20 protein-coding genes are annotated in these 18,895 nt (G+C 40.8%); 10 read left to right on the top strand and 10 right to left on the bottom strand.

What is annotated here, in order from left to right; translation table 11 throughout:
• Positions 1 to 25: 25 nt before the first annotated feature.
• The 3 genes from ACPZ3T_RS19320 (at position 26) to ACPZ3T_RS19310 (ending at position 2,495) form a co-directional block, all read left to right on the top strand.
• Positions 26 to 673, top strand: a complete 648-nt coding sequence (locus tag ACPZ3T_RS19320; protein ID WP_490271080.1) for a histidine phosphatase family protein — start codon at positions 26 to 28, stop codon at positions 671 to 673.
• A 128-nt stretch (positions 674 to 801) separates the two neighbouring features.
• Positions 802 to 1,827 (top strand): glucokinase, encoded by a 1,026-nt coding sequence (locus ACPZ3T_RS19315; protein ID WP_490271079.1) that lies wholly within the window; start codon positions 802 to 804, stop codon positions 1,825 to 1,827.
• Positions 1,828 to 1,871: 44 nt separating this feature from the next.
• Entirely contained in the window at positions 1,872 to 2,495 is a 624-nt protein-coding gene (locus ACPZ3T_RS19310) for a hypothetical protein (RefSeq protein WP_490277282.1), read from the top strand.
• Between the two features lie 58 nt (positions 2,496 to 2,553).
• Here ACPZ3T_RS19310 and ACPZ3T_RS19305 read toward each other — a convergent pair whose 3' ends face one another.
• The gene (locus tag ACPZ3T_RS19305) at positions 2,554 to 2,853 is read right to left on the bottom strand and encodes an antibiotic biosynthesis monooxygenase (protein ID WP_490271078.1); all 300 of its coding nucleotides are present in this window, start codon (positions 2,851 to 2,853) and stop codon (positions 2,554 to 2,556) included.
• Positions 2,854 to 3,007: 154 nt separating this feature from the next.
• Between ACPZ3T_RS19305 and ACPZ3T_RS19300 the strand changes: the two genes are divergently transcribed.
• Complete coding sequence (locus ACPZ3T_RS19300) at positions 3,008 to 4,180, top strand: phosphoserine transaminase (RefSeq protein WP_490271077.1); 1,173 nt, start codon at positions 3,008 to 3,010, stop codon at positions 4,178 to 4,180.
• Here ACPZ3T_RS19300 and ACPZ3T_RS19295 read toward each other — a convergent pair.
• From ACPZ3T_RS19295 to ACPZ3T_RS19285, 3 genes are all read right to left on the bottom strand, one after another.
• Positions 4,130 to 4,387 carry a hypothetical protein gene (locus tag ACPZ3T_RS19295; RefSeq protein WP_490271076.1) on the bottom strand — a complete coding sequence of 86 codons (258 nt, stop codon included), beginning with the start codon at positions 4,385 to 4,387 and terminating at the stop codon, positions 4,130 to 4,132. The two genes, ACPZ3T_RS19300 and ACPZ3T_RS19295, sit on opposite strands and share 51 nt — an antisense overlap.
• Positions 4,375 to 5,781 carry a glycoside hydrolase 100 family protein gene (locus ACPZ3T_RS19290; RefSeq protein ID WP_490271075.1) on the bottom strand — a complete coding sequence of 469 codons (1,407 nt, stop codon included), beginning with the start codon at positions 5,779 to 5,781 and terminating at the stop codon, positions 4,375 to 4,377. The genes ACPZ3T_RS19295 and ACPZ3T_RS19290 overlap by 13 nt, the downstream gene beginning before the upstream one ends.
• 271 nt (positions 5,782 to 6,052) lie before the next feature.
• Positions 6,053 to 7,378 (bottom strand): RNA-guided endonuclease InsQ/TnpB family protein, encoded by a 1,326-nt coding sequence (locus tag ACPZ3T_RS19285; protein ID WP_490271074.1) that lies wholly within the window; start codon positions 7,376 to 7,378, stop codon positions 6,053 to 6,055.
• Between the two features lie 70 nt (positions 7,379 to 7,448).
• On the opposite strand from ACPZ3T_RS19285, the gene ACPZ3T_RS19280 reads away from it, so the two are divergent.
• Positions 7,449 to 7,589, top strand: a complete 141-nt coding sequence (locus ACPZ3T_RS19280; protein WP_490271073.1) for a DUF6290 family protein — start codon at positions 7,449 to 7,451, stop codon at positions 7,587 to 7,589.
• Positions 7,590 to 7,812: 223 nt separating this feature from the next.
• Here the strand turns inward: ACPZ3T_RS19280 and ACPZ3T_RS19275 are convergent, their stop codons facing one another.
• The 4 genes from ACPZ3T_RS19275 to ACPZ3T_RS19260 form a co-directional block, all read right to left on the bottom strand.
• Positions 7,813 to 8,460 (bottom strand): class I SAM-dependent methyltransferase, encoded by a 648-nt coding sequence (locus tag ACPZ3T_RS19275; protein ID WP_490271072.1) that lies wholly within the window; start codon positions 8,458 to 8,460, stop codon positions 7,813 to 7,815.
• Between the two features lie 36 nt (positions 8,461 to 8,496).
• Entirely contained in the window at positions 8,497 to 9,858 is a 1,362-nt protein-coding gene (locus ACPZ3T_RS19270) for an APC family permease (RefSeq protein ID WP_490271071.1), read from the bottom strand.
• Positions 9,859 to 10,576: 718 nt separating this feature from the next.
• Positions 10,577 to 11,014 (bottom strand): hypothetical protein, encoded by a 438-nt coding sequence (locus ACPZ3T_RS19265; RefSeq protein WP_490271070.1) that lies wholly within the window; start codon positions 11,012 to 11,014, stop codon positions 10,577 to 10,579.
• A 324-nt stretch (positions 11,015 to 11,338) separates the two neighbouring features.
• Positions 11,339 to 12,121 carry a superoxide dismutase gene (locus ACPZ3T_RS19260; RefSeq protein WP_490271069.1) on the bottom strand — a complete coding sequence of 261 codons (783 nt, stop codon included), beginning with the start codon at positions 12,119 to 12,121 and terminating at the stop codon, positions 11,339 to 11,341.
• Between the two features lie 798 nt (positions 12,122 to 12,919).
• Between ACPZ3T_RS19260 and ACPZ3T_RS19255 the strand changes: the two genes are divergently transcribed.
• On the top strand, positions 12,920 to 13,312 hold the full coding sequence (locus ACPZ3T_RS19255; RefSeq protein WP_490271068.1) for a hypothetical protein: 393 nt from the start codon (positions 12,920 to 12,922) through the stop codon (positions 13,310 to 13,312).
• 41 nt (positions 13,313 to 13,353) lie between these two features.
• Here ACPZ3T_RS19255 and ACPZ3T_RS19250 read toward each other — a convergent pair whose 3' ends face one another.
• The gene (locus ACPZ3T_RS19250) at positions 13,354 to 14,481 is read right to left on the bottom strand and encodes a site-2 protease family protein (protein ID WP_490271067.1); all 1,128 of its coding nucleotides are present in this window, start codon (positions 14,479 to 14,481) and stop codon (positions 13,354 to 13,356) included.
• 303 nt (positions 14,482 to 14,784) lie between these two features.
• Positions 14,785 to 15,261 (bottom strand): TspO/MBR family protein, encoded by a 477-nt coding sequence (locus ACPZ3T_RS19245; protein ID WP_490271066.1) that lies wholly within the window; start codon positions 15,259 to 15,261, stop codon positions 14,785 to 14,787.
• Positions 15,262 to 16,270: 1,009 nt separating this feature from the next.
• Here ACPZ3T_RS19245 and ACPZ3T_RS19240 point away from each other — a divergent pair.
• The 4 genes from ACPZ3T_RS19240 to ACPZ3T_RS19225 all read left to right on the top strand — a co-directional run bounded on the left by ACPZ3T_RS19240 (position 16,271) and on the right by ACPZ3T_RS19225 (position 18,894).
• The gene (locus ACPZ3T_RS19240; protein WP_490271065.1) at positions 16,271 to 16,639 is read left to right on the top strand and encodes a hypothetical protein; all 369 of its coding nucleotides are present in this window, start codon (positions 16,271 to 16,273) and stop codon (positions 16,637 to 16,639) included.
• A gap of 183 nt (positions 16,640 to 16,822) precedes the next feature.
• Positions 16,823 to 18,115, top strand: a complete 1,293-nt coding sequence (locus tag ACPZ3T_RS19235) for an AmpG family muropeptide MFS transporter (protein WP_490271064.1) — start codon at positions 16,823 to 16,825, stop codon at positions 18,113 to 18,115.
• Complete coding sequence (locus ACPZ3T_RS19230) at positions 18,100 to 18,519, top strand: ABC transporter permease (RefSeq protein WP_490271063.1); 420 nt, start codon at positions 18,100 to 18,102, stop codon at positions 18,517 to 18,519. The genes ACPZ3T_RS19235 and ACPZ3T_RS19230 overlap by 16 nt, the downstream gene beginning before the upstream one ends.
• A 213-nt stretch (positions 18,520 to 18,732) precedes the next feature.
• Positions 18,733 to 18,894, top strand: a complete 162-nt coding sequence (locus ACPZ3T_RS19225; RefSeq protein ID WP_490271062.1) for a DUF8624 family small hydrophobic protein — start codon at positions 18,733 to 18,735, stop codon at positions 18,892 to 18,894.
• Position 18,895: the final 1 nt, after the last annotated feature.

Below are 18,895 nucleotides of genomic sequence, written 5' to 3'. Positions count from 1 at the left end.
TAATAGATTTGCCTGAATATAAGCCATGACTCAAATAGTTTGGATCGCTAGACACGCCAACCGTCTCGACTTCGTAAACCCTGATTGGTTTCTCACCGCAGAACGACGTTATGATCCACCCCTGTCTGAAGATGGTTTTGTTCAAGCCAAGCAGCTAGCTAGGCGGTTAAAACAAGAAAAAATCAGCCATATTTTTGCTTCCCCATTTCTGCGAACAGTACAAACAGCCAATGCGATCGCAGAAGCTTTAGATTTGTCCATTAAACTAGAGACAGGACTAAGCGAATGGCTCAACCCTGCCTGGATGACAGAAGAACCCGAAAGACTCTCAACACCAGCCCTAGCAGAATTATTTCCCAGGATTGATACCAGCTATACAGCCCAAATTGCTGCCAAATATCCTGAAACTCATGAACAGGTACGCGCACGCTCAGGACAAACTGCTAGATGTTTGGCATCAGAATACTTCCCCCATGATATTTTGCTAGTAGCACATGGGGCTTCTGTACTAGGGGGCGCAATGGGTTTAGTCGGAGACATTGCCAAAACCGAAGTTAAAGCTTCCTTATGTTCTTTAGTAAAAGTCGTCCGCACAGAAGCAGAATGGTTACTAGAACTCAAGGGAGACACCACCCATTTAACTCAGGTAGAGGAAGTTATTCGTTTTGCTTGAAATTGGGCATTGGGGATTGGGCATTGGGCATGGGGCATTGGGCATTGGAAGGGAGAATGACTATTACTCATTACTCATTACTCATTACTCAGCACTCACAATTCAAAACTCACTTACAGATAATTTTTATGACGTTGTTACTAGCAGGAGATATTGGTGGTACAAAGACTATTTTGCGGTTGGTGGAAATAGGGGAATCATCGGTATTACAGACTATTGATGAGGAAAGTTACCAGAGTGGAGATTTTCCTGATTTAGTGCCGATGGTGCAGCAATTTTTACTCAAAGCCAACGCAGGGACACCGGAAAAAGCGTGTTTTGCGATCGCTGGCCCAGTGGTCAATAATACAGCCAAACTCACGAATTTAACTTGGTTTTTAGCAAGCGATCGCCTAGCGCAAGAATTGGGTATTCCCCTAATTTCCTTGATTAATGACTTTGCGGCGGTTGGTTATGGCATTTTTGGTTTAACGAAACAAGACTTGTTGACGTTGCAAGTCGGTAAACACCAAAATGAAGCACCGATTGCGATTATTGGGGCTGGTACTGGCTTAGGACAAGGATTTTTAATTAAACAGGGTAATTACTATCAAGTTTTTCCCTCGGAAGGAGGACACGCTGATTTTGCTCCCCGCAACGAGTTAGAGTTTCAATTATTGAAATATCTCCTAGATAAACATGATATTCAGCGTGTGTCTGTAGAACGGGTAGTTTCTGGCCAAGGGATTGTGGCCATTTACCAATTTTTGCGCGATCGCACACACGCCAGCGAATCTCCAGAAATCGCCCAAATTGTCCGCACTTGGGAACAAGAAGCCGGACAATCAGAAAAAAGCGTTGATCCAGGGGCAGCTATTGGTAAAGCTGGAGTAGCAGGAAGCGATCGCCTCTCTCAACAAACTTTACAAATGTTTATCGATGCTTACGGTGCAGAAGCTGGAAATCTTGCCCTCAAACTCTTACCCTACGGCGGCTTATATATTGCTGGTGGCATTGCCCCCAAAATCTTGAGTTTGATCCAAAAGAGTAACTTTTTGTTGAACTTCACCCAAAAAGGCAGAATGCGCCCCTTACTAGAAGAAATCCCGGTGCATATTATTCTCAATCAACAAGTCGGATTAATTGGTGCGGCTTTGTGTGCTGCTAGGTTATAACAGCAGCATCATCAGTGTTATCAGCATCTACGGATGCCAAAACTATGACACCTAAAGTTTTGTTCCCCTTAATCGCCGCCACCTTAATTTCTAGCGGAGGGTTGATTGTGCAAGCAAGTCAACCCAAACCTCGGAATGTCCCCGCTAAAACTTCCGTGTCGCCAAAAAAACCACCCGTTGATCAGCCAGTACAACCCCAATGGAAGTTATTCACAGCCCCAGACGGAGGTTTTACCGTATTAATGCCAGGGATACCTAAAAGGGAATCCCAAATTCAAAAAACCTACATGGGAGAAATTGAACTAGAGATATTTTCTGCCCAGCCACCCAAGCAAGAAGTAGTTTATCTCGTGGTTTATAACGAATTTCCCCATAGTTACGCCAAAATGACCAACCCCCAAGTAATATTAAATAACGCCCAGGCAATGGCGTTAAAAACAACTAAAAGTAACTTAATTAGTCAGCGCAATATTCGCAGTTCCAATGGTCATCCAGGCAAAGAATTTGCTTACATTAACATGGGCGGCAAAATCACCAGAACCAGAATCTATGTCGCTGAAGGACGTTTGTATCAAGTAACAGCAATAACTACTAAAAAACAGCAGCAAAACTTAGCTAGAACGATTACAGGATATTTAAATTCCTTCCAGATAGTTCTCAAAAAGTGAAACGATCAATAATATCTGACAATATCAGCCCAAAAGTTAAATTTTGGGCTGATTGCTATTAAGCGGAAAATAGACCAATTTGATTCAGAAAAATAAACTCCGGCTGACCTATTGTGCCACTGGATTTCATTGTTTCCTGGACTACAGGATCATTTAAGAACTGTTGAAAATTCTCCTGACTCATCCATTGAAATAAGACCCAGACAGTATTTTCTGCTTCCACAGATTTAAATACTTCTGCACTCAGACTGCCGTACTGTTTGCGGATATCAGCCCCACGAGTAGAGAACACACCCACAAATTTTTCTAGGTTTTCGACAGACACTTTGGCGAGTACGCTAATCATCTCAGCCACCATACTTTTATTGTTAACTTTTAATATTAACTATTTGTCTGTTGGTAGAAACCTAACAAAAGTCAACACTCAACACCAAGTTTGCAACAACACCCCAGATATCCGGTAATGTAGTATCTACATGATTATTAGCTACTGAATACCACCTACTGCAACCATGTCAGAGCAACCTACTCTAATCAAACCCCAAAATCCTAATTTTTCCTCCGGCCCCTGTGCCAAGCATCCCGGCTGGTCTGTGACTAATTTGCAAAATGCTTGTTTAGGTCGTTCCCACAGGTCGGAAGATGGCAAAGCCAAATTAGCAGAAGTAATTGAACGTTCCAAACAAATTCTCGGTCTTCCTGCTGATTATCGCTTGGGTATTGTTCCCGCTTCCGATACTGGTGCAGTAGAGATGGCGTTATGGTCATTACTCGGACAAAGACCCCTTGACATTCTGGCCTGGGAAAGTTTTGGTCAAGAATGGGTCAAAGATGTCGTAGATGAGTTGAAACTGCCCGATGTCCGCTTAATGAAAGCACCCTATGGCAGCTTACCCAATTTAGAAGAAGTTGATTTTAGCCATGATGTTGTGTTTTTGTGGAATGGCACAACATCCGGGGTGAGAGTTCCCAATGGTGATTGGATTAAAGATGACCGGGAAGGATTAACCATTTGTGATGCCACATCTGCGGTATTTGCGATGGATATACCTTGGGAAAAAATCGATGTGCTGACTTATTCTTGGCAGAAAGTTTTAGGAGGGGAAGCACAACATGGTGTAATTGTTCTCTCACCCCGTGCTGTAGAAAGACTGGAAACTTATCAACCAACTTGGCCTATACCAAAAATTTTCCGCCTATCACAAAAAGGTAAGTTGATTGAAGGCATTTTTAAAGGAGATACCATCAATACACCATCAATGTTGTGTGTAGAAGATGCCCTAGATGCTTTAATTTGGGCAGAAAGTATCGGCGGACTGTCTGGTTTAATTAATCGTAGTGAAGCCAACTTAGCAGCTATCAGCAAATGGGTTGAGCAAAGCAATTGGGCTGATTTCCTAGCAGAAAAGCCAGAAACTCGTTCTTGTACTTCCATTTGCTTAAAAATCGTCGATGCTGGGTTTGCTAGCCTCAGCCCAGAAGACCAAGCCAAATTCGCCAAAAAAATGGCGAAACTTTTAGAAAAAGAACAAGTAGCTTACGATATTGCCCCCTATCGCGCTGCCCCTCCCGGATTAAGAATTTGGGGAGGAGCTACGGTAGAAACTACAGATATTGAACTTTTACTTCCTTGGTTAGATTGGGCATATGCTAGTGTCAAAAGCGAGTTTGCGGCGGTAGCATAATGGGGCATGGGGCATTGGGCATGGGGCATCGGGCATCGGGCATCGGGCATTGAGGTAAATATTTCTCCCTTGTCTCCCCGAAGTTCTGATCGGAGGAAACCTCCGCTCAGACTTCTCTCCTTGTCCCCCTTGTCTCTCTTGTCTCCCTTGTCTCCCCCTGCACCCTGCCCCCTGCCCCCTGCACCCCTGCCCCCCTAAAGGTTGCAACCAAAGCCTTCAAAACTTTCAGCAAAACTAACTAGTTGTAAAAAGTCTGGGTTAGCTAAAAACTGCTTTGCGGCTAATAGTCCGGCCATAGTCCAGGTTTGATTGATTCTGGCTTCTTTGCCGATTAAACGACCGTTGTTACCGTCGTAGTATTCGGGGTATTGATCCTGGGTTAAACGAGTTTCGGCGATCGCAATTGCTTCTTGGGCAAGTTCTATTCTACCGGTTTTGATCGCCGCAGCTGTAAATATCCACAATAACACCGGCCAATGACCACCGTTATGATAAGACCAAGGAATATTTTTAGGGTCACACCCTGTAACAATGCGCCACTCTAACCCTTCTATGGCTGGATAGCAAATTTTTACAGGCATATAGCCAATCAAGTCTTGCCAGCGATGCACAAATAAATTCATGATGCTTTGAGATTCTTTTTCGCTGGATAAGGACGTTAAAATTGCCATCAAATTACCGAGGGCGAAGAAGCGAAAATCCATCCTTCCCGGCCCCAAATTCCCAGCTAAATAGCCGCTATTTTGTGGTAGCCACTCAATGACCCAATTAGGAATTGATTCTGAGTAAATATTGAACTTATTAGCGACTTCTTTGCCAAATTCATCTCCTTTGTAACGGTAAATTTCTCTTAACCTTTTCAGGTCTAACCAGTAATAATTGCAGATGTGATAGTGCAAAGCCCCCAATCTGGTATTAATTTTATCGAGATAGCGTCCGCCATCTCCATCTGGTAAGAGTAATTCACGAGATGCTCGCATGGCTGCGTAGAATAACACCTGAATTTCTAAGGGGTGTTCGTAAACTCCCATCCGGCGGTCAATCATAAATGCGCCGTCGGGAACTAACATGGTGGGGTACATGGCAAAGCGATGTACCAGACAAAGATCCAAAATTAACTTGATTCCAGCTTGAAATTGTGGCTGACGGGCTAATTCTATGTCTCCTGTGGCTTTTTCATAGGCACGTAGGAGCAGAATCCACCACAAACAAGAGTCTACCGGAGGAACGCGTGCGATCGCTTGTTCTCCAAAGTCAGCAACTAAATATTCCTCACTGCCATTGCATTCTACTTTAAAACTGGCAGGCATCAACCCCGAACCAGGTTGAAAGCAATCCATTTGCTTCTCATGGCTTTGTAATTTTAGTGTTTCCACTAAAAAGTTACGGACGATTTCTGCTTTACCCTCCATGAGAAATACCAAAGCCGAGGGAATAAAATCTCTCAGGAAACATTGGTCATAGTTAAGTGCATGGGATTGAGGATCTTGAGCTGCTACAGTACCAATGGGTTTCCCTTGGTAATAAATGATTGATTTTTCGAGGAGTTGCCAAGCTTCTATTTGCTGGAGATATTTGTGATTGATTGTGCGAGTTTTCATAGGACTTAATTCTGTTACTACTCTCGAATCCATCGTGGAAAGCACAGCAAATCAACTCTCCAATTGAGCAAAGATGAAAGCAAATCAGATGAAGCTCAAGAAACTGCTGCTATTTCTTCCAAAGTACTAACAGGGGGTAAAAAGATGGCTTCTAGGACTTTTTGCCTGACTAATCTCTGAATTTACGCTTTTAGTTAGGAGTTTCCCTCTTTTTACCCTATCATACCAATTTGGGATTTTGCCAAAAGTTATGCTTATGAACTACTCACCCCTACTTCGTTGAGGGGTGAGTTTCTACATCCACCCCAGTAGAGTTGAATTTTTGTCGCTTCTTTGCCCCCAGTTGCCGCATACTTCCAGCTTGCTTGCGCTGACTGGGGGATGCGGTAGAGCTAGGCGACTCTGCGACTGCGAGGTTCGTTCCAAACCCCGGTAGATTACCTTGAGCATAGTAAAGCATAACCTCAGCAGCAGCAATATCACGATCTTGCTGATATCCGCAAACAGCACAATTATGCACTCTAATATCAAGAGTCTTTTTGTGCTGATGTCCGCATTTGGGGCAGGTTTGACTAGGCTTTACTTTCTTGGTTGGAACTTCAACAAACACACCACCAATTTGTTCTACTTTGTACTTGATGGTACTACGTAGCATTCCAAAACCCACGTCAAGTATTGACTTGTTCAAACCTGCTTTTTGCTTTTTGCGCTTGCCTTTCTTTGCATTACTAGACATATTCTTGACTTCTAGTTTTTCAGTGGCAACGAAGCTATTACTGCTGATTATTTCTGCTGTCACCTGATGAACCCAATTTTGACGTTGGTTAGCAACTTTACAAGTTAGTTTACTAACCTTACTTTGGGCTTTCTTCCATCTTCTAGAAGCTTGAACTTTTTTCTTTCTATTTGGTGCTTGTTTTCGCCTTTTATCTTTAGAAGCTTTTTTTATTAGATGTTCAGCATTTCTCAAAAATTTTGGTGCTTCAATATGTTGATGATTCTCACCATCAGTAATTGATAAAGCTGACTTACATCCTAAATCTATCCCAACAGCACCAGTTGGTAAAACATCTGGTTTAAGAACTTGGTCTAAAACATCAACCGTAATAGATGCGTACCATTTACCATTACGATAAACAATTGTGCAAGTAGTTGGAGTTCCCCAATACTTAGCGAACCCACGCATCTGAATACGACCAATTTTAGCTAAGGTAATATAACCATTTTCACCATTTGATTCTACTGAATATCCGCTTTTTGCTGGATAAGTCCAACCTGAATAATGTCGAATTGACTTGTATCTAGGACGTTTACCTAATCCTTTAAACCAGCGTTCAAAGGCAAAATCAACACGCTTCAAGGTTGCTTGTAAAGCTTGGGAATTGATTTGTTTGTACTCTGTCCAAACTTCCTTGAAAGCAGGTAAACAATTCTGTTGCTCGAAATAACTAACAGAGTGATTGAATTTTTGATATTGAGTAAATCTATTGTATATAGCACAGTTGTACAAGTCCTTGTGAAGCTTTCGGTGATACCGCAAGGACTGCTCTATTCGCTTATTTGGGTATAACCGGAAAGTCATCCGTCTTGTAGCCACTGATTTTATTCCCTCCTTTTATGTTTACCTAATTGTGTATACAATAAGAGTAACACACAATCGGGTAAATATGGCTAGAACAGAAAAAGTTATTGTAAGATTGACTAAAAAAGAGAAAGAAAAAATAGAAAAATATGCCAAGTATATGGGTGTATCAATGTCAGAAATAATTCAGGACTACATCAAATCTCTACCGGCAAAAGATTGTTGATTCCGACGCTCGTGCCTCGCTAACGCTTCGCTATCATACATCCATTCCCTTATCAACCAAGAGGATTGATTTTGGTCATAGATGCAATCGTCATCAACCGCTATTCATCCCCACCTTGCGAGTACGCTGTTCGCGTAGCGTCCGCACCAGAAGGTGGGGACTTTCGCGTGTCGTTAAAGGTGGGTCACTACACCCTACACCCCACCCCCTACACCCTTCTAAATCAACGCAAATTAGCTGGTATTTGTTGTGGAATCACCCAATAGTAAATAGTTCTACCATCTACTTGTAATGTTTTTTCAGGCTGCCAGTCACCCATATCAAAGGCATGGGATACCACTCTAGTACCAGGCTTGAGTTCTTTAAAGAGCTTAGGACGTAGCTTTAGATTGATGTCAGGTAACAGGTACAGTGTAACTACTGTAGCATCACTTAAATCAGTGTTAAATAAGTCTTGCTGAATAAATTTGACCCGCTCAGTAACGCCAGCTTGTTGAGCATTGACGTTAGCTTCTTGAATGCGTTCTGGACTAATATCTATACCAATGCCTCTCGTACCGTACTTTTGCGCTGCTGTATTCACAATTCTACCGTCACCACTACCCAAGTCATAAAGCACATCATCTTTATTGACTTTTGCTACTTCTAACATAGCGTCTACTACAGGTTGTGGTGTTGGTACATAGGGAACATCCGCAGGGCGTTCTTGGGGTTTTGTGGGAGCTAGTGTTTCAGTTTGACCTGTTAATGTTGAGACAGAAGGCTGTGTTTGTGCTTCTAAATTGGATGATTGATTTGTGCATCCCGCAAGACTTAAATTAGTAATACCAAATCCTGTGACTAAGAGCAGTAGAATTTTTGGCAACTTCATTACATATCCTCCAATTAAATTGTTGATTGTTAACAGTTAACTGTTAACTGATTGCTGATAGCGATTCCAAAGCAAAAAGGGAATACCTGTCGCTACTACTCCTACACCAGCCATTGCGCCGATGTTGGTGTAAACTAAGCTGGAGTAGAGCAAGTAGCCACAAACCATACAAAAGAGTATGGGTGTGAGTGGATACAATGGCACAGGAAATGGGCGTGTAATGTTTGAGTCTTTAGTTCTGAGGACAATCAAAGATATGCCAGAAAGTAAGAAAAAGAACCAAAATACAGGGGCAGTATAATCCACCATTGTTTCAAACCCTTTGCGGGTGAATGTGCCTAAGATAACGAGTCCTAATGCCATTGCTGCTTGTACCAACAATGCAGAACTAGGTGTGCTGGGGTTTGGTTGCCAACGTCCCATAAAACCAAACAAAGCAAAATCTTTACCAAGGGCGTAATTAGTCCGCGCGCCTGTAAAAATTGTGGCATTAATTGCCCCTAAAGTAGAAATTGCAATTAAAAAGCTAATAAATAATGCTCCAGGTTCGCCGGCAACAGAGCGCATTAAATCTGCGGCTACTGCTTGTGATTGCGCCATGTTGGCTAATCCTAATCCTTGGAGATAAGCCCAGTTGATTAATAAGTAAATGGCGGTGATAATGCTAATACTCCACAGTAGCGATCGCAATATATTACGCTGTCGATTTTGAATTTCTGCGGCAATGTAAGCGGCTTCGTTCCAACCGCCATAAGACAGCAACACAAATACCATTGCTAGTCCCCAATTACCTGATGAAGTAGGCTCTGGTGTGACTACAGAATTACCTGTGGCACGCAACCCAAACATCACTACTAGTAACAAACCTAAAACTTTTGCTAGAGATAGTAAGTTTTGTGTCCACTTACCTTGTCTTAAACCAAAAAGATTCAAGGCTGTTAAGAGAGTAATTACCCCGGCGGCATACACAGAAGTAGAAAATGAACCTAATCGCCATAATTGCGAGGCATAATCACCAAATACGAAGGCTAATAGAGTAATAGAACCAGTTTGAATGACTGTTAGCCGCGCCCAGGCAAATAAAAAGGCGATCGCTCCCCCAAATGCACGTTTAAGATAAAAGTACACCCCACCAATATCAGGATAGGTTGTTGCCAACTCTGCATAGCACAATGCACCAATTACAGATACCAAACCACCAGCTAGCCACAACATCAGTACAGTAATATCATTTCCGGCTTGACTCGCCACTAAAGCTGGAGTTTGAAAAATGCCTGCACCAATGACAATGCCTACAATTAAAGCCACGGCATCTGGTAATTTTAACAACTGCCTCGGTGTTGCTACATTTCTCACCTGTCCTTGGTTGAGGACAATGTTTTCTGTAGGTTTACTCACATTTGCTCCTTACTCACTTCAGGCTTCAGAGTATCAGTAAAAAATTTCTGACTCTGTTTTAGTTAAAAGTCTTTTTGGTTAATCTTTAGGGATTTACAAACATGAGTATTCAATTACTAAATTGGTAATTTTTCAATTAATCACGACGTTACACTACAAGTTTTTTGAGTGACTCGTAAGTAAGTAAGACAAAGAACTCATCTATTTTGTGTCGGCAAAAAATAGATGATTTATCTGTCCCATATATTAAATTTTGAGTCAAAAATATGACTTAAAAATGACAAAGACAAAATAAAGTTGTGAGGAGTAGTTCTAATTATTTTGGATCATCCTCTAAGCAAATCTTTTCCATTTTTTATATTTACATCAGTTTCCGTCGTTTCAAGCGTATAAAAACCGGCTCAAAAAAGCTTCTATCACTGGTAAGATTGATCACAACTTAGAGAATGATTGACAAAACAGGCAATCTAAGTAAGAGACAAAAACGCGACTTTAATACAAGCCCTGTCAGTATATGTAGTATATTTAGTAGTATATGTAGGGTGTTTTAGGCGTAAGCCGTAACGCACCCAAAGCTTTAACAAAAAGTGCCGTACTCTCTCTGCTAAAACAACGGTAATATTGCAGGAGGAAAAGCCACACTAGAATTTGCCTCCCCTACCTATATTTCAAAAATAAAATACGCGTGCTATATAACAGTTTCGTTAGTTGGAGTTGTTCACAATCTCATACTAGGTAAAAATAAAATATCTACAACTTCACCAACTACTAGCCCAGCAGTAGCTAACATAGTTAAAATCCAAAAAGAATCTATCTTATTAAATCCCGCAAACCGCATTTCTAAATCAGCTAAAAGTGTGCTAGCTACAGGGATGAGAAAAAGACTAAACAATAATGACCAAGTAGCAACTAAGGCAATTGACATACTTAAGACTAAGATCACAACTAACAGTTGAGAACCGAAGGAGACTAAGCCCTCTAACCAAGATATACTTTTACGGACTACTGCGATCGCCATTAAAGCTACAAAACCTCCCACTAACCAGATAATATGATGCGCCGCCAGATACCATCCTAAAAAGGCATAAGCTAGCCACAGCAATATTAGAGCCAAAAAGGGAGTCTTAGGATTAGATGCTAAATTGATTTTTTGCATAAATTTATCAGTTTATATAAGTTTGAAGATACAAACTTAGATTTAACAAATTTTTCATAAAAATATGCACTTATCAAGCAAAACTTAATTATATTTATATTAATTTTTGATACTTTTGAGCCAAATAAAAAACCAGTGCAAACCTGAAATTTGTAGTGGACTGACAAGCCTAAAATTTTGCAAAAAAATTGTAGGTTGGGTTGACGCGAGGAAACCCAACACCAGCATCTATGTTAAGTTTTTGATATTTATGTTGGGTTTCGTTCCTCAACCAAACCTACCTCTAATGCACTATTTTAGCCTTGCCACGCCAGTACTGAATATTTAGCTTTGCTTTTCCCTAACTGCGGCGCGCTTGTTAATTTCTTCCCAATTCACTACATTCCACCAATTGTTTAAATACTCCCCACGACGGTTGCGATATCTCAAATAATAGGCGTGTTCCCAAACATCATTCCCCATAATTGGATATAACCCTTCCATAATGGGACTATCTTGATTAGGAGTAGTTGTAATTTGCAGTTGCCCTTGGGGGTTACGCACTAACCAAACCCAACCACTACCAAAACGACTAGCACCGGCGGCGTTAAATTGCTGTTTAAAAGCATCGAAACTGCCAAAAGTTTGGTTAATTTCTTCCGCTAGTTTCCCTGTTGGTTGCCCACCACCCTCAGGACTCATAATTTGCCAGAAAATAGTGTGATTTAAATGTCCGCCGCCGTTATTTCGCACTTTGGTGCGGATATCTTCCGGTACACTGTCCAAATCTCTTAGTAAAGCTTCTACACTTTTCTTTTGCAAATCGGGGTACTTCTTGAGCGCATCATTGAGGTTATTAACATAGCTAGCATGATGAGCATCATGGTGCAGTTTCATAGTTTCTCCGTCAATGGCTTGACTCAAAGCTGTGTAATCGTAAGGTAATGGAGGTAATTTGGCAGGAGAAGCACTTAACTCTTTATCTGGGTAAGCAACAGGCAAAGAGGACTTAGTAACAGCTTTGGTTGTATTGAGAGACTGTGACTCAGCTATTGGCATTGTTCCACAAGCAACGAGCAAAATTACTGTCAACAACAAAGCAAATGTCTTTTGCAAAAACCGAAACATAAATTATTACCTCAAAATTTATCTCGCAAATGAAATCAAGACTAATCAATAAATTACCGTATTTTGTCTAGCTGAAATTAATCACTTCCACAGCTATAAGTAGAATGGTGTAAATAATTCAAGGTTTGTAGTAAGGACTTCAGTCCTTATTAGAGGACTAAAGTCCTTACTACGAACTAGATGCTAATCTTTTTACATTACTTCACATAATCTGCTTTTTTCAAGTCGTTTTACTTAAAGCTTTTTGGCGTTTTAGTCAAGTAAATATATTTCGATAATTCCAAAAATTGAATTATCCAATTTTCAGAGCAAAGACGATAATTATCTCCTTCATGCCTTGTTTTCTGCTTTCTATACGCTGACTTAAATAACGTCAACAATCAATTCTCAAAACATCTAATTATTAATAATATAAATCGGTAATTTTGTTTATAAAGGAAATATTTATTGCTATTTGAAGATGATATTTGCTTGCTTGTGTTACAAAATTTTAGCATAAAACTATGTTGACAAAAATTAAGTCTTTAATATATTCCTTTAGATATACCACAAAAAAAATCCAAGCAAAACTATTGGCAGAGACAGCAGAAATTTTCTTTTGTTAAACATATAATTGAGTGATTGATCTTCAAGCAGTTATTTCAATTTCGGTAGATATTGACTTTAGATTTTTAGACTTTTAGATTTTATTTTTAAACCTGATTCATAGCTGAAATATCAAGTATATCTGTCAGAAAATGATAAATAAACTGGTAAAAATATCAGATTACTCGATATATATCGCCAAGGATATGTAATATGTTTACTAATGAATTATTTTCAAAAGAATTAAGACATCATCAGAATGTTGCTCAAGCAACTCGGAGTGAACTTAAAACTAAGCAATCACCCACTAATAATATAGATATTCCTGAGATAGCTATATCTTTAACCCCTATTGGTTTAATTTTTAGCTGGGTGATTTTCTTTATAATTCTGCGAAAAATTCGGAGTGTGTTAGAAGATAAGATAATTACCTCAGTTAAAGCATCACATCAACTACCTTGTAAGAAATGCAAATTTTATGCTAGCAACCATTTTTTAAAATGTGCTGTCAATCCTTCAGTTGTGATGACAGAGGATGCTAAAGATTGTTCAGATTATGCACCTGAAAAAGAGAATAAGTTTTCGGCTAAAAATCTGTTTCACTAATAGCTGATTTATAGTGCATAAACCGATAAATGTTAGTTAAATTAAGCGACTTTACCAAATTCTCGTCGTCGCTGTAGCCAATTGGCGATATCATTGGCGGTGATAATGCCTGTGAGTAAACCATCTTGAGTGACTAGAACTCGTCGCACTCCTGAAGTTTGCATTTTTTCGAGTACCTCAGACATTTGTTCTTCTGGACGTGTAGTTACACCCTGTTGTGTAGGAATCATGGTTTCTTTAACAGTGCGATACATCCATTCTTCTCGCGGTATATCTTTAACTTGATTTAAAGTAATCATGCCGATTGGTTTATTGTCTTCCATAACTGGAAAAGATTGATAACGGCGACTGAGAAAATATTTATCTACTAGTTCTTGGAGTGTTAACTGTGCGTCTACGGTTTCGGGATAGGGTGTCATCACTTCCCGCGCTCGCACTCCTTGTAAACTGGTACGCAGCAAGATTTCCTCATAACTAGCTTCAGCCGCAGTAAAAAGAAACCAACCAATCAAAACTAGCCAAAGTCCACCTAGAACAGCACCGCCAAATGTCTGCAATAAACCGAGGGCAATTAGTAAATAACCCAGCCATTTACCGCCAGTAGAAGCAATTTGTGTGGCTTTTTTCAGATTGCCAGTATATTTCCACACCAGCGAACGAAAGACACGACCACCATCTAAAGGAAACCCCGGTAACATATTAAAAATAGCCAAGGCTAGATTAATAGATGCTAAGTAAGAAGTGACACCATTAACTACCACACTCCAGCCAGCATTGCGGCCGATATACCAAACCAAACCAAATACGGCGGATAGTATTAAACTGGTAACAGGGCCAATGACAGCTATTTGAAATTCATCTCCTGGGTGTTCTGCATCCATACGAGTGCGGGAAACGCCACCAAAAATAAATAGCGTAATACCCTCCACTGGAATGCCTTTTGACCTAGCTACAAAAGAATGGGAAAGCTCATGAGCTAGTAATGATGCAAAGAACAGTAATGTTGCTACTATGCCCATGCCAAAATAAGTAGCATTATCAAGTCCGGGATAATTGGTGGGAAATAAACCTGCGCCTAAAGTCCACAGGACAAGAAAGAAAATTAATAACCAAGATAAATCTATTCGGATTTCAAAACCGAAGATAGAACCTAAGCGAAAACCTTGCATAACTTGCTTTTGTTGAAATCACCAAAAGCTTAGATAATCATGATGATTGCTGCCTCTAGCAAACGATAGAGGGATTTGTATCTCAGGAAAGAATTGTAGCAATTGAGCAAGCTGTGTAGGGGTGTAGGGGGCAAGGGGAGACAAGGGAGACAAGGGAGACAAGGGAGACAAGGGGCAGGGGAGCAGGGGCAGAAAAACTCTTGAATTTTGAATTTTGTAGGCGCAAGCCTTCCCGCAGGGTATTTTGAATTTTGAATTTTGAATTGATTAGCCCCATGCCCCATTCCCCATCTTAATTACGACTTATAACCCTACACTGGGATTGAGTTGTAATAATAACCAAGTTAAATATGTCCCGAATGGCCCCCAAAGTGCGTAGGGAAGAAATAGCCAAGATGCTGTTTGAGAAATTGGCCTGACAACAAAAGCCAAAATATAAACTAAGAGCGTAGCTAGTCCACCGAGAATGATTCCGCCTGTGAGGCTTCGCAGTTCTACGACAACGGGACTGTAGGTGGAAGTGAGGAGAGCGATCGCACTATAAACAACCATTAAAAACCAAGGTCGAGAACCTTGTCTAGTTTTTTTCTCCCACACAATAATGGCTGAAATGGTGAGACAAGCCCAAATCAAAGTCCAAACAAACGGGATGATAAATTCAAACGTCAACCAGTTGGGGCGTTGTAAGTTTTGAAACCAAGGGTCACGCAGTGAGGTAAACAGGCTACCACCAAAAAACAATGCGGCTGAAACTGCTGTAATAATCCATCTAGCTTTCACAATGGTTTCCCGTCAGAGTGGGCTGATATTTGTAGTTTAACGTGGGTTTGACGGATTGAAAAACCGGGTTTCTTATAAACCATAATCTTTCGTTCAGGTTAAAAACGGGGTTTCTTGCAAATCAGCTTATAAACCATAATCTTTCGTTCAGAAACCCGGTTTTTTAGTTAGCAAAGTTACAAAACAGTTAAAACAATTAATAACTGATAGTTCCTGTGATAATCTAAGCGCATCAGGATTCTATGCTAGATATGGTATAAATTTTGCTTTCCCGGAAGTAACTTTTGCCTTCCCGGAAGTAACTTCTGCTTTCCCGGAAGTAACTTCTGCTTTCCCGAAAGTAACTTCTGCTTTCCCGAAAGTAACTTTTGCTTTCCCGAAAGTAACTTTTGTCTTCACGTTTCCGTGTTTCGCGCACTCTGTAGCAACTTCCGCTTTAACGTTAAGAACTTCACTCGATGTGCAAGTTATCAATAATCTGACTTTTCACGGGATCGGGATAACCCCTCTCCATAGAGCGAAGCTCTTCTCGTAGAGTACCTCTCCCCTGCAACTGTCTACCGTGTACACACAAGTCATTCGATCCCCCTAAATCCCCCTTAAAAAGGGGAGCCACTGCGTTGGGCGGCTCTGCCGACTTGTAGCAAGTGGCGTGGACTTTGACCCTTTTGATTCTAGTTCCCCCCTTTTTTAAGGGGGGCTAGGGGGGATCAAGCCACATTTTGCACTCAGTACAAAGATGTGTGTACACCGTAGCCTGCAACTGTAGAGACGTTGCATGCAACGTCTCTACTTTGATTCTTGCTCCCCTTCCCTTGTAGAGAAGGGGTTGGGGGTTAGGTTTCATGTTAACTTTTCCACATAACGTGCAAAGTCAGATAAATAATCACTACTGTAAATTCCTGAATCTTTAAATTTTTTTACAAAAATCAACAATTTTACGTATGACAACGCCTTAAACAATTGTCCACTATAGAGTTAGGGCAAACTAGAAGTTTGAGTATTAATTATGGCAAGACAAAAACGCAATTCACGTATGCTAGATAAAGCTGAGATACGTCTAGCAAGCATTAAATCTATTAGTCCAACTCTAGATGTAGGAGAAGGGTTAACGGTTCAAGATTATACCAAAAAAATTGAACGCCTCAGAAAATCTCTGGAAGCGTACAATACCACTCTTTCTAATATTGATGTTTTATTAACTCAGATAGTTGAATATGAACAAGATTTAGCAGACTATTCTGAGAGCATTTTGCGTGGTGTTGCTTATAAGTTCGGTAACAATAGCCATGAGTATCAAATGGCTGGAGGTACGCGAAAGAGCGATCGCAAACGTGCTATGCGTCAAAAGGTGGTTTTGACTACTACCTCAAGCTAAGAATACAGTAAAATTTATCACCCAGATTCCCGACTTTTTATAGCAGTCGGGATTTAAATTTAGGCAATTTAAATATAACAAAGAAGTTTATCTATAAAGGTTTTTGGCAAATTTTTATATATGGCGTGTAATCATACAACAACTATGGCAAGATAACTCCAACTCACAAATAAAAATAGATATATGAATCCAGTGCGATCGCTGCTGCAAGTTTTTGGTAGCCGAAAAATGGCGGCGTTAATACTCCTTGGTTTTTCATCGGGTTTACCATTATTCTTGACTAGTAAGACCTTGCAAGCTTGGATGACGGTGGAAAAGGTCGATTTAACAGCTATTGGCTTATTTAGCTTAGTCGGCTTACCCTATTCCTTAAAATTTCTCTGGTCGCCGTTGTTAGACTGGTTTAATCTCCCATTTTTAGGTAGAAGGCGCGGCTGGTTAATCACCCTGCAAATAGGATTATTGATTGCGATCGCCTGTATGGCCTTGCAACAACCCAAACAAGCACTACAACTTTTAGCGATTAATGCAGTGGCGATCGCATTTTTCAGTGCTACCCAAGACATTGCCGCCGACGCTTACCGCACCGATGTTTTAGAAGAATTAGAATTAGGTGCGGGTGCAGCCGTTTTCGTTCTAGGCTATCGCATCGCCTTACTGCTCACAGGCTCTCTAGCATTAATCCTAGCCGATAATATACCCTGGTCATCAGTTTACTTATTCATGGCTGCCGCTATGGCAATTGGCATCGTCGGCACATTATTTGCACCAGAACCCAAAGAAACACGACCCCCAGAATCTCTAGCCGCCGCCGTTATTTTACCCTTTGGGGAATTTTTTCAACGCCAAGGGGTAGTTTATGCCATTTTGACTTTATTGTTCATCGTCCTCTATAAACTAGGCGATTCCTTTGTCAACAATATGTCTACACCTTTCCTGCTACAAACTGGATTCACTCAAACCGATATTGGTGCAATTCAGGGTGGAATGGGATTAATCGCTACCATTGTTGGCACATTAACAGGGGGAGTCATTCTCAGTAAAATCGGACTCAATCGCTCACTGTGGCTATTTGGTGGACTACAAGCTGTTAGTAACTTAGCTTACTTATTACTAGCTCAAGTCGGTAGAAATTACCAAATGCTAGTGTTAACTATTAACATTGAAAACTTTTGTGCTGGTTTAGGAACAGCGGCCTTTGTTGGCTTTTTAATGAGTTTATGTAACCAACGTTTTTCTGCTACCCAGTATGCTTTACTTTCCAGTTTTATGGCAGTTAGCCGTGATATTTTAGTTGCACCCGCCGGCAGCCTCGCAAAAAGTACGGGTTGGCCTTTATTTTTCGTGATTAGTATTATAGCCGCAGTCCCAGGATTGCTTTTATTACCATTTTTTGCCCCCTGGAACCAAAAACCAGTGGCAGTAAACAGACCAGGAATTGAGCCAGAAGACGAGGACTTATGGGAAACCAAATAGTAATTATTATCGGCACATTTATTCTTTTACTAACCGGGTTATTACTTGGCTATGTGCTTTCACAATTAGTTTTAGGTTATCTAACATTTAACATCCTCACCTTTTTCGGAACAATCAGCTTAATTTTAATTTTTGGCACACTCTATTACGTATTGTTCTGGCAATTGAAACGAGGACAAACCCAAACATTACCACAAAGATCCTCCGAACCAATCAACCAGAGCATCAGTGAACCCACATTTGAGAGCCAAAACTATCTCAAAAACAAACTCATTTCTAAATTATCTGGTGATGCCGCCGCCGCCGACAGATTAATTGACCAAGCCAAAGAAAACTATCCCGGAATGCCAGAAAATTGGTATTGCGAGAGAGTCCTAGACGACCTAGACCGAGACACCCGCTAACAACTCTCCGCGTTCCTTTGCGTAAACCTCCCTTTGGGTTCACCAGTCGTCTACGGAGGGAAACCCTCCTACAACGCTGGTTCACCGCGTTCCTCTGCGTTAAAAAATTCCCCCTCCTTTTCCCCAAGAACCAAAACCCGCTAAAATTAAGTCAAGTAAAATTCACAAATCTTTAATTAGATTTCCCACCCGCAAGCGATCGCACACAAAAATATGGCTATCTTTCGTCAATACATTGCCCCCCTACTAGTAGTATTAGTATTCATCATCGCCCTAGTAGCAGTCAGCGCACGCATATTTTTACCCTCCGACATGGCAGCCCCAGCACCAATTGAAGAAGTGGGCATGGTTATAGGTCATACCGTTTCACTTTAAG

The sequence above is a fragment of the Aliinostoc maniaoense genome (assembly GCF_058172895.1).
Note: the sequence above shows the minus strand (reverse complement) of the source record. Positions and strands in the feature narration are given on the sequence as shown.

Excerpts from the sequence above, each read along its gene's own strand:
- ACPZ3T_RS19320 (WP_490271080.1), top strand. The coding sequence starts at position 26 with ATGACTCAAATAGTTTGGATCGCTAGACACGCCAACCGTCTCGACTTC.
- ACPZ3T_RS19315 (WP_490271079.1), top strand. The coding sequence starts at position 802 with ATGACGTTGTTACTAGCAGGAGATATTGGTGGTACAAAGACTATTTTG.
- ACPZ3T_RS19310 (WP_490277282.1), top strand. The coding sequence starts at position 1,872 with ATGACACCTAAAGTTTTGTTCCCCTTAATCGCCGCCACCTTAATTTCT.
- ACPZ3T_RS19305 (WP_490271078.1), bottom strand. The coding sequence starts at position 2,853 with ATGGTGGCTGAGATGATTAGCGTACTCGCCAAAGTGTCTGTCGAAAAC.
- ACPZ3T_RS19300 (WP_490271077.1), top strand. The coding sequence starts at position 3,008 with ATGTCAGAGCAACCTACTCTAATCAAACCCCAAAATCCTAATTTTTCC.
- ACPZ3T_RS19290 (WP_490271075.1), bottom strand. The coding sequence starts at position 5,781 with ATGAAAACTCGCACAATCAATCACAAATATCTCCAGCAAATAGAAGCT.
- ACPZ3T_RS19280 (WP_490271073.1), top strand. The coding sequence starts at position 7,449 with ATGGCTAGAACAGAAAAAGTTATTGTAAGATTGACTAAAAAAGAGAAA.
- ACPZ3T_RS19275 (WP_490271072.1), bottom strand. The coding sequence starts at position 8,460 with ATGAAGTTGCCAAAAATTCTACTGCTCTTAGTCACAGGATTTGGTATT.
- ACPZ3T_RS19265 (WP_490271070.1), bottom strand. The coding sequence starts at position 11,014 with ATGCAAAAAATCAATTTAGCATCTAATCCTAAGACTCCCTTTTTGGCT.
- ACPZ3T_RS19260 (WP_490271069.1), bottom strand. The coding sequence starts at position 12,121 with ATGTTTCGGTTTTTGCAAAAGACATTTGCTTTGTTGTTGACAGTAATT.
- ACPZ3T_RS19255 (WP_490271068.1), top strand. The coding sequence starts at position 12,920 with ATGTTTACTAATGAATTATTTTCAAAAGAATTAAGACATCATCAGAAT.
- ACPZ3T_RS19250 (WP_490271067.1), bottom strand. The coding sequence starts at position 14,481 with ATGCAAGGTTTTCGCTTAGGTTCTATCTTCGGTTTTGAAATCCGAATA.
- ACPZ3T_RS19240 (WP_490271065.1), top strand. The coding sequence starts at position 16,271 with ATGGCAAGACAAAAACGCAATTCACGTATGCTAGATAAAGCTGAGATA.
- ACPZ3T_RS19235 (WP_490271064.1), top strand. The coding sequence starts at position 16,823 with ATGAATCCAGTGCGATCGCTGCTGCAAGTTTTTGGTAGCCGAAAAATG.
- ACPZ3T_RS19230 (WP_490271063.1), top strand. The coding sequence starts at position 18,100 with ATGGGAAACCAAATAGTAATTATTATCGGCACATTTATTCTTTTACTA.
- ACPZ3T_RS19225 (WP_490271062.1), top strand. The coding sequence starts at position 18,733 with ATGGCTATCTTTCGTCAATACATTGCCCCCCTACTAGTAGTATTAGTA.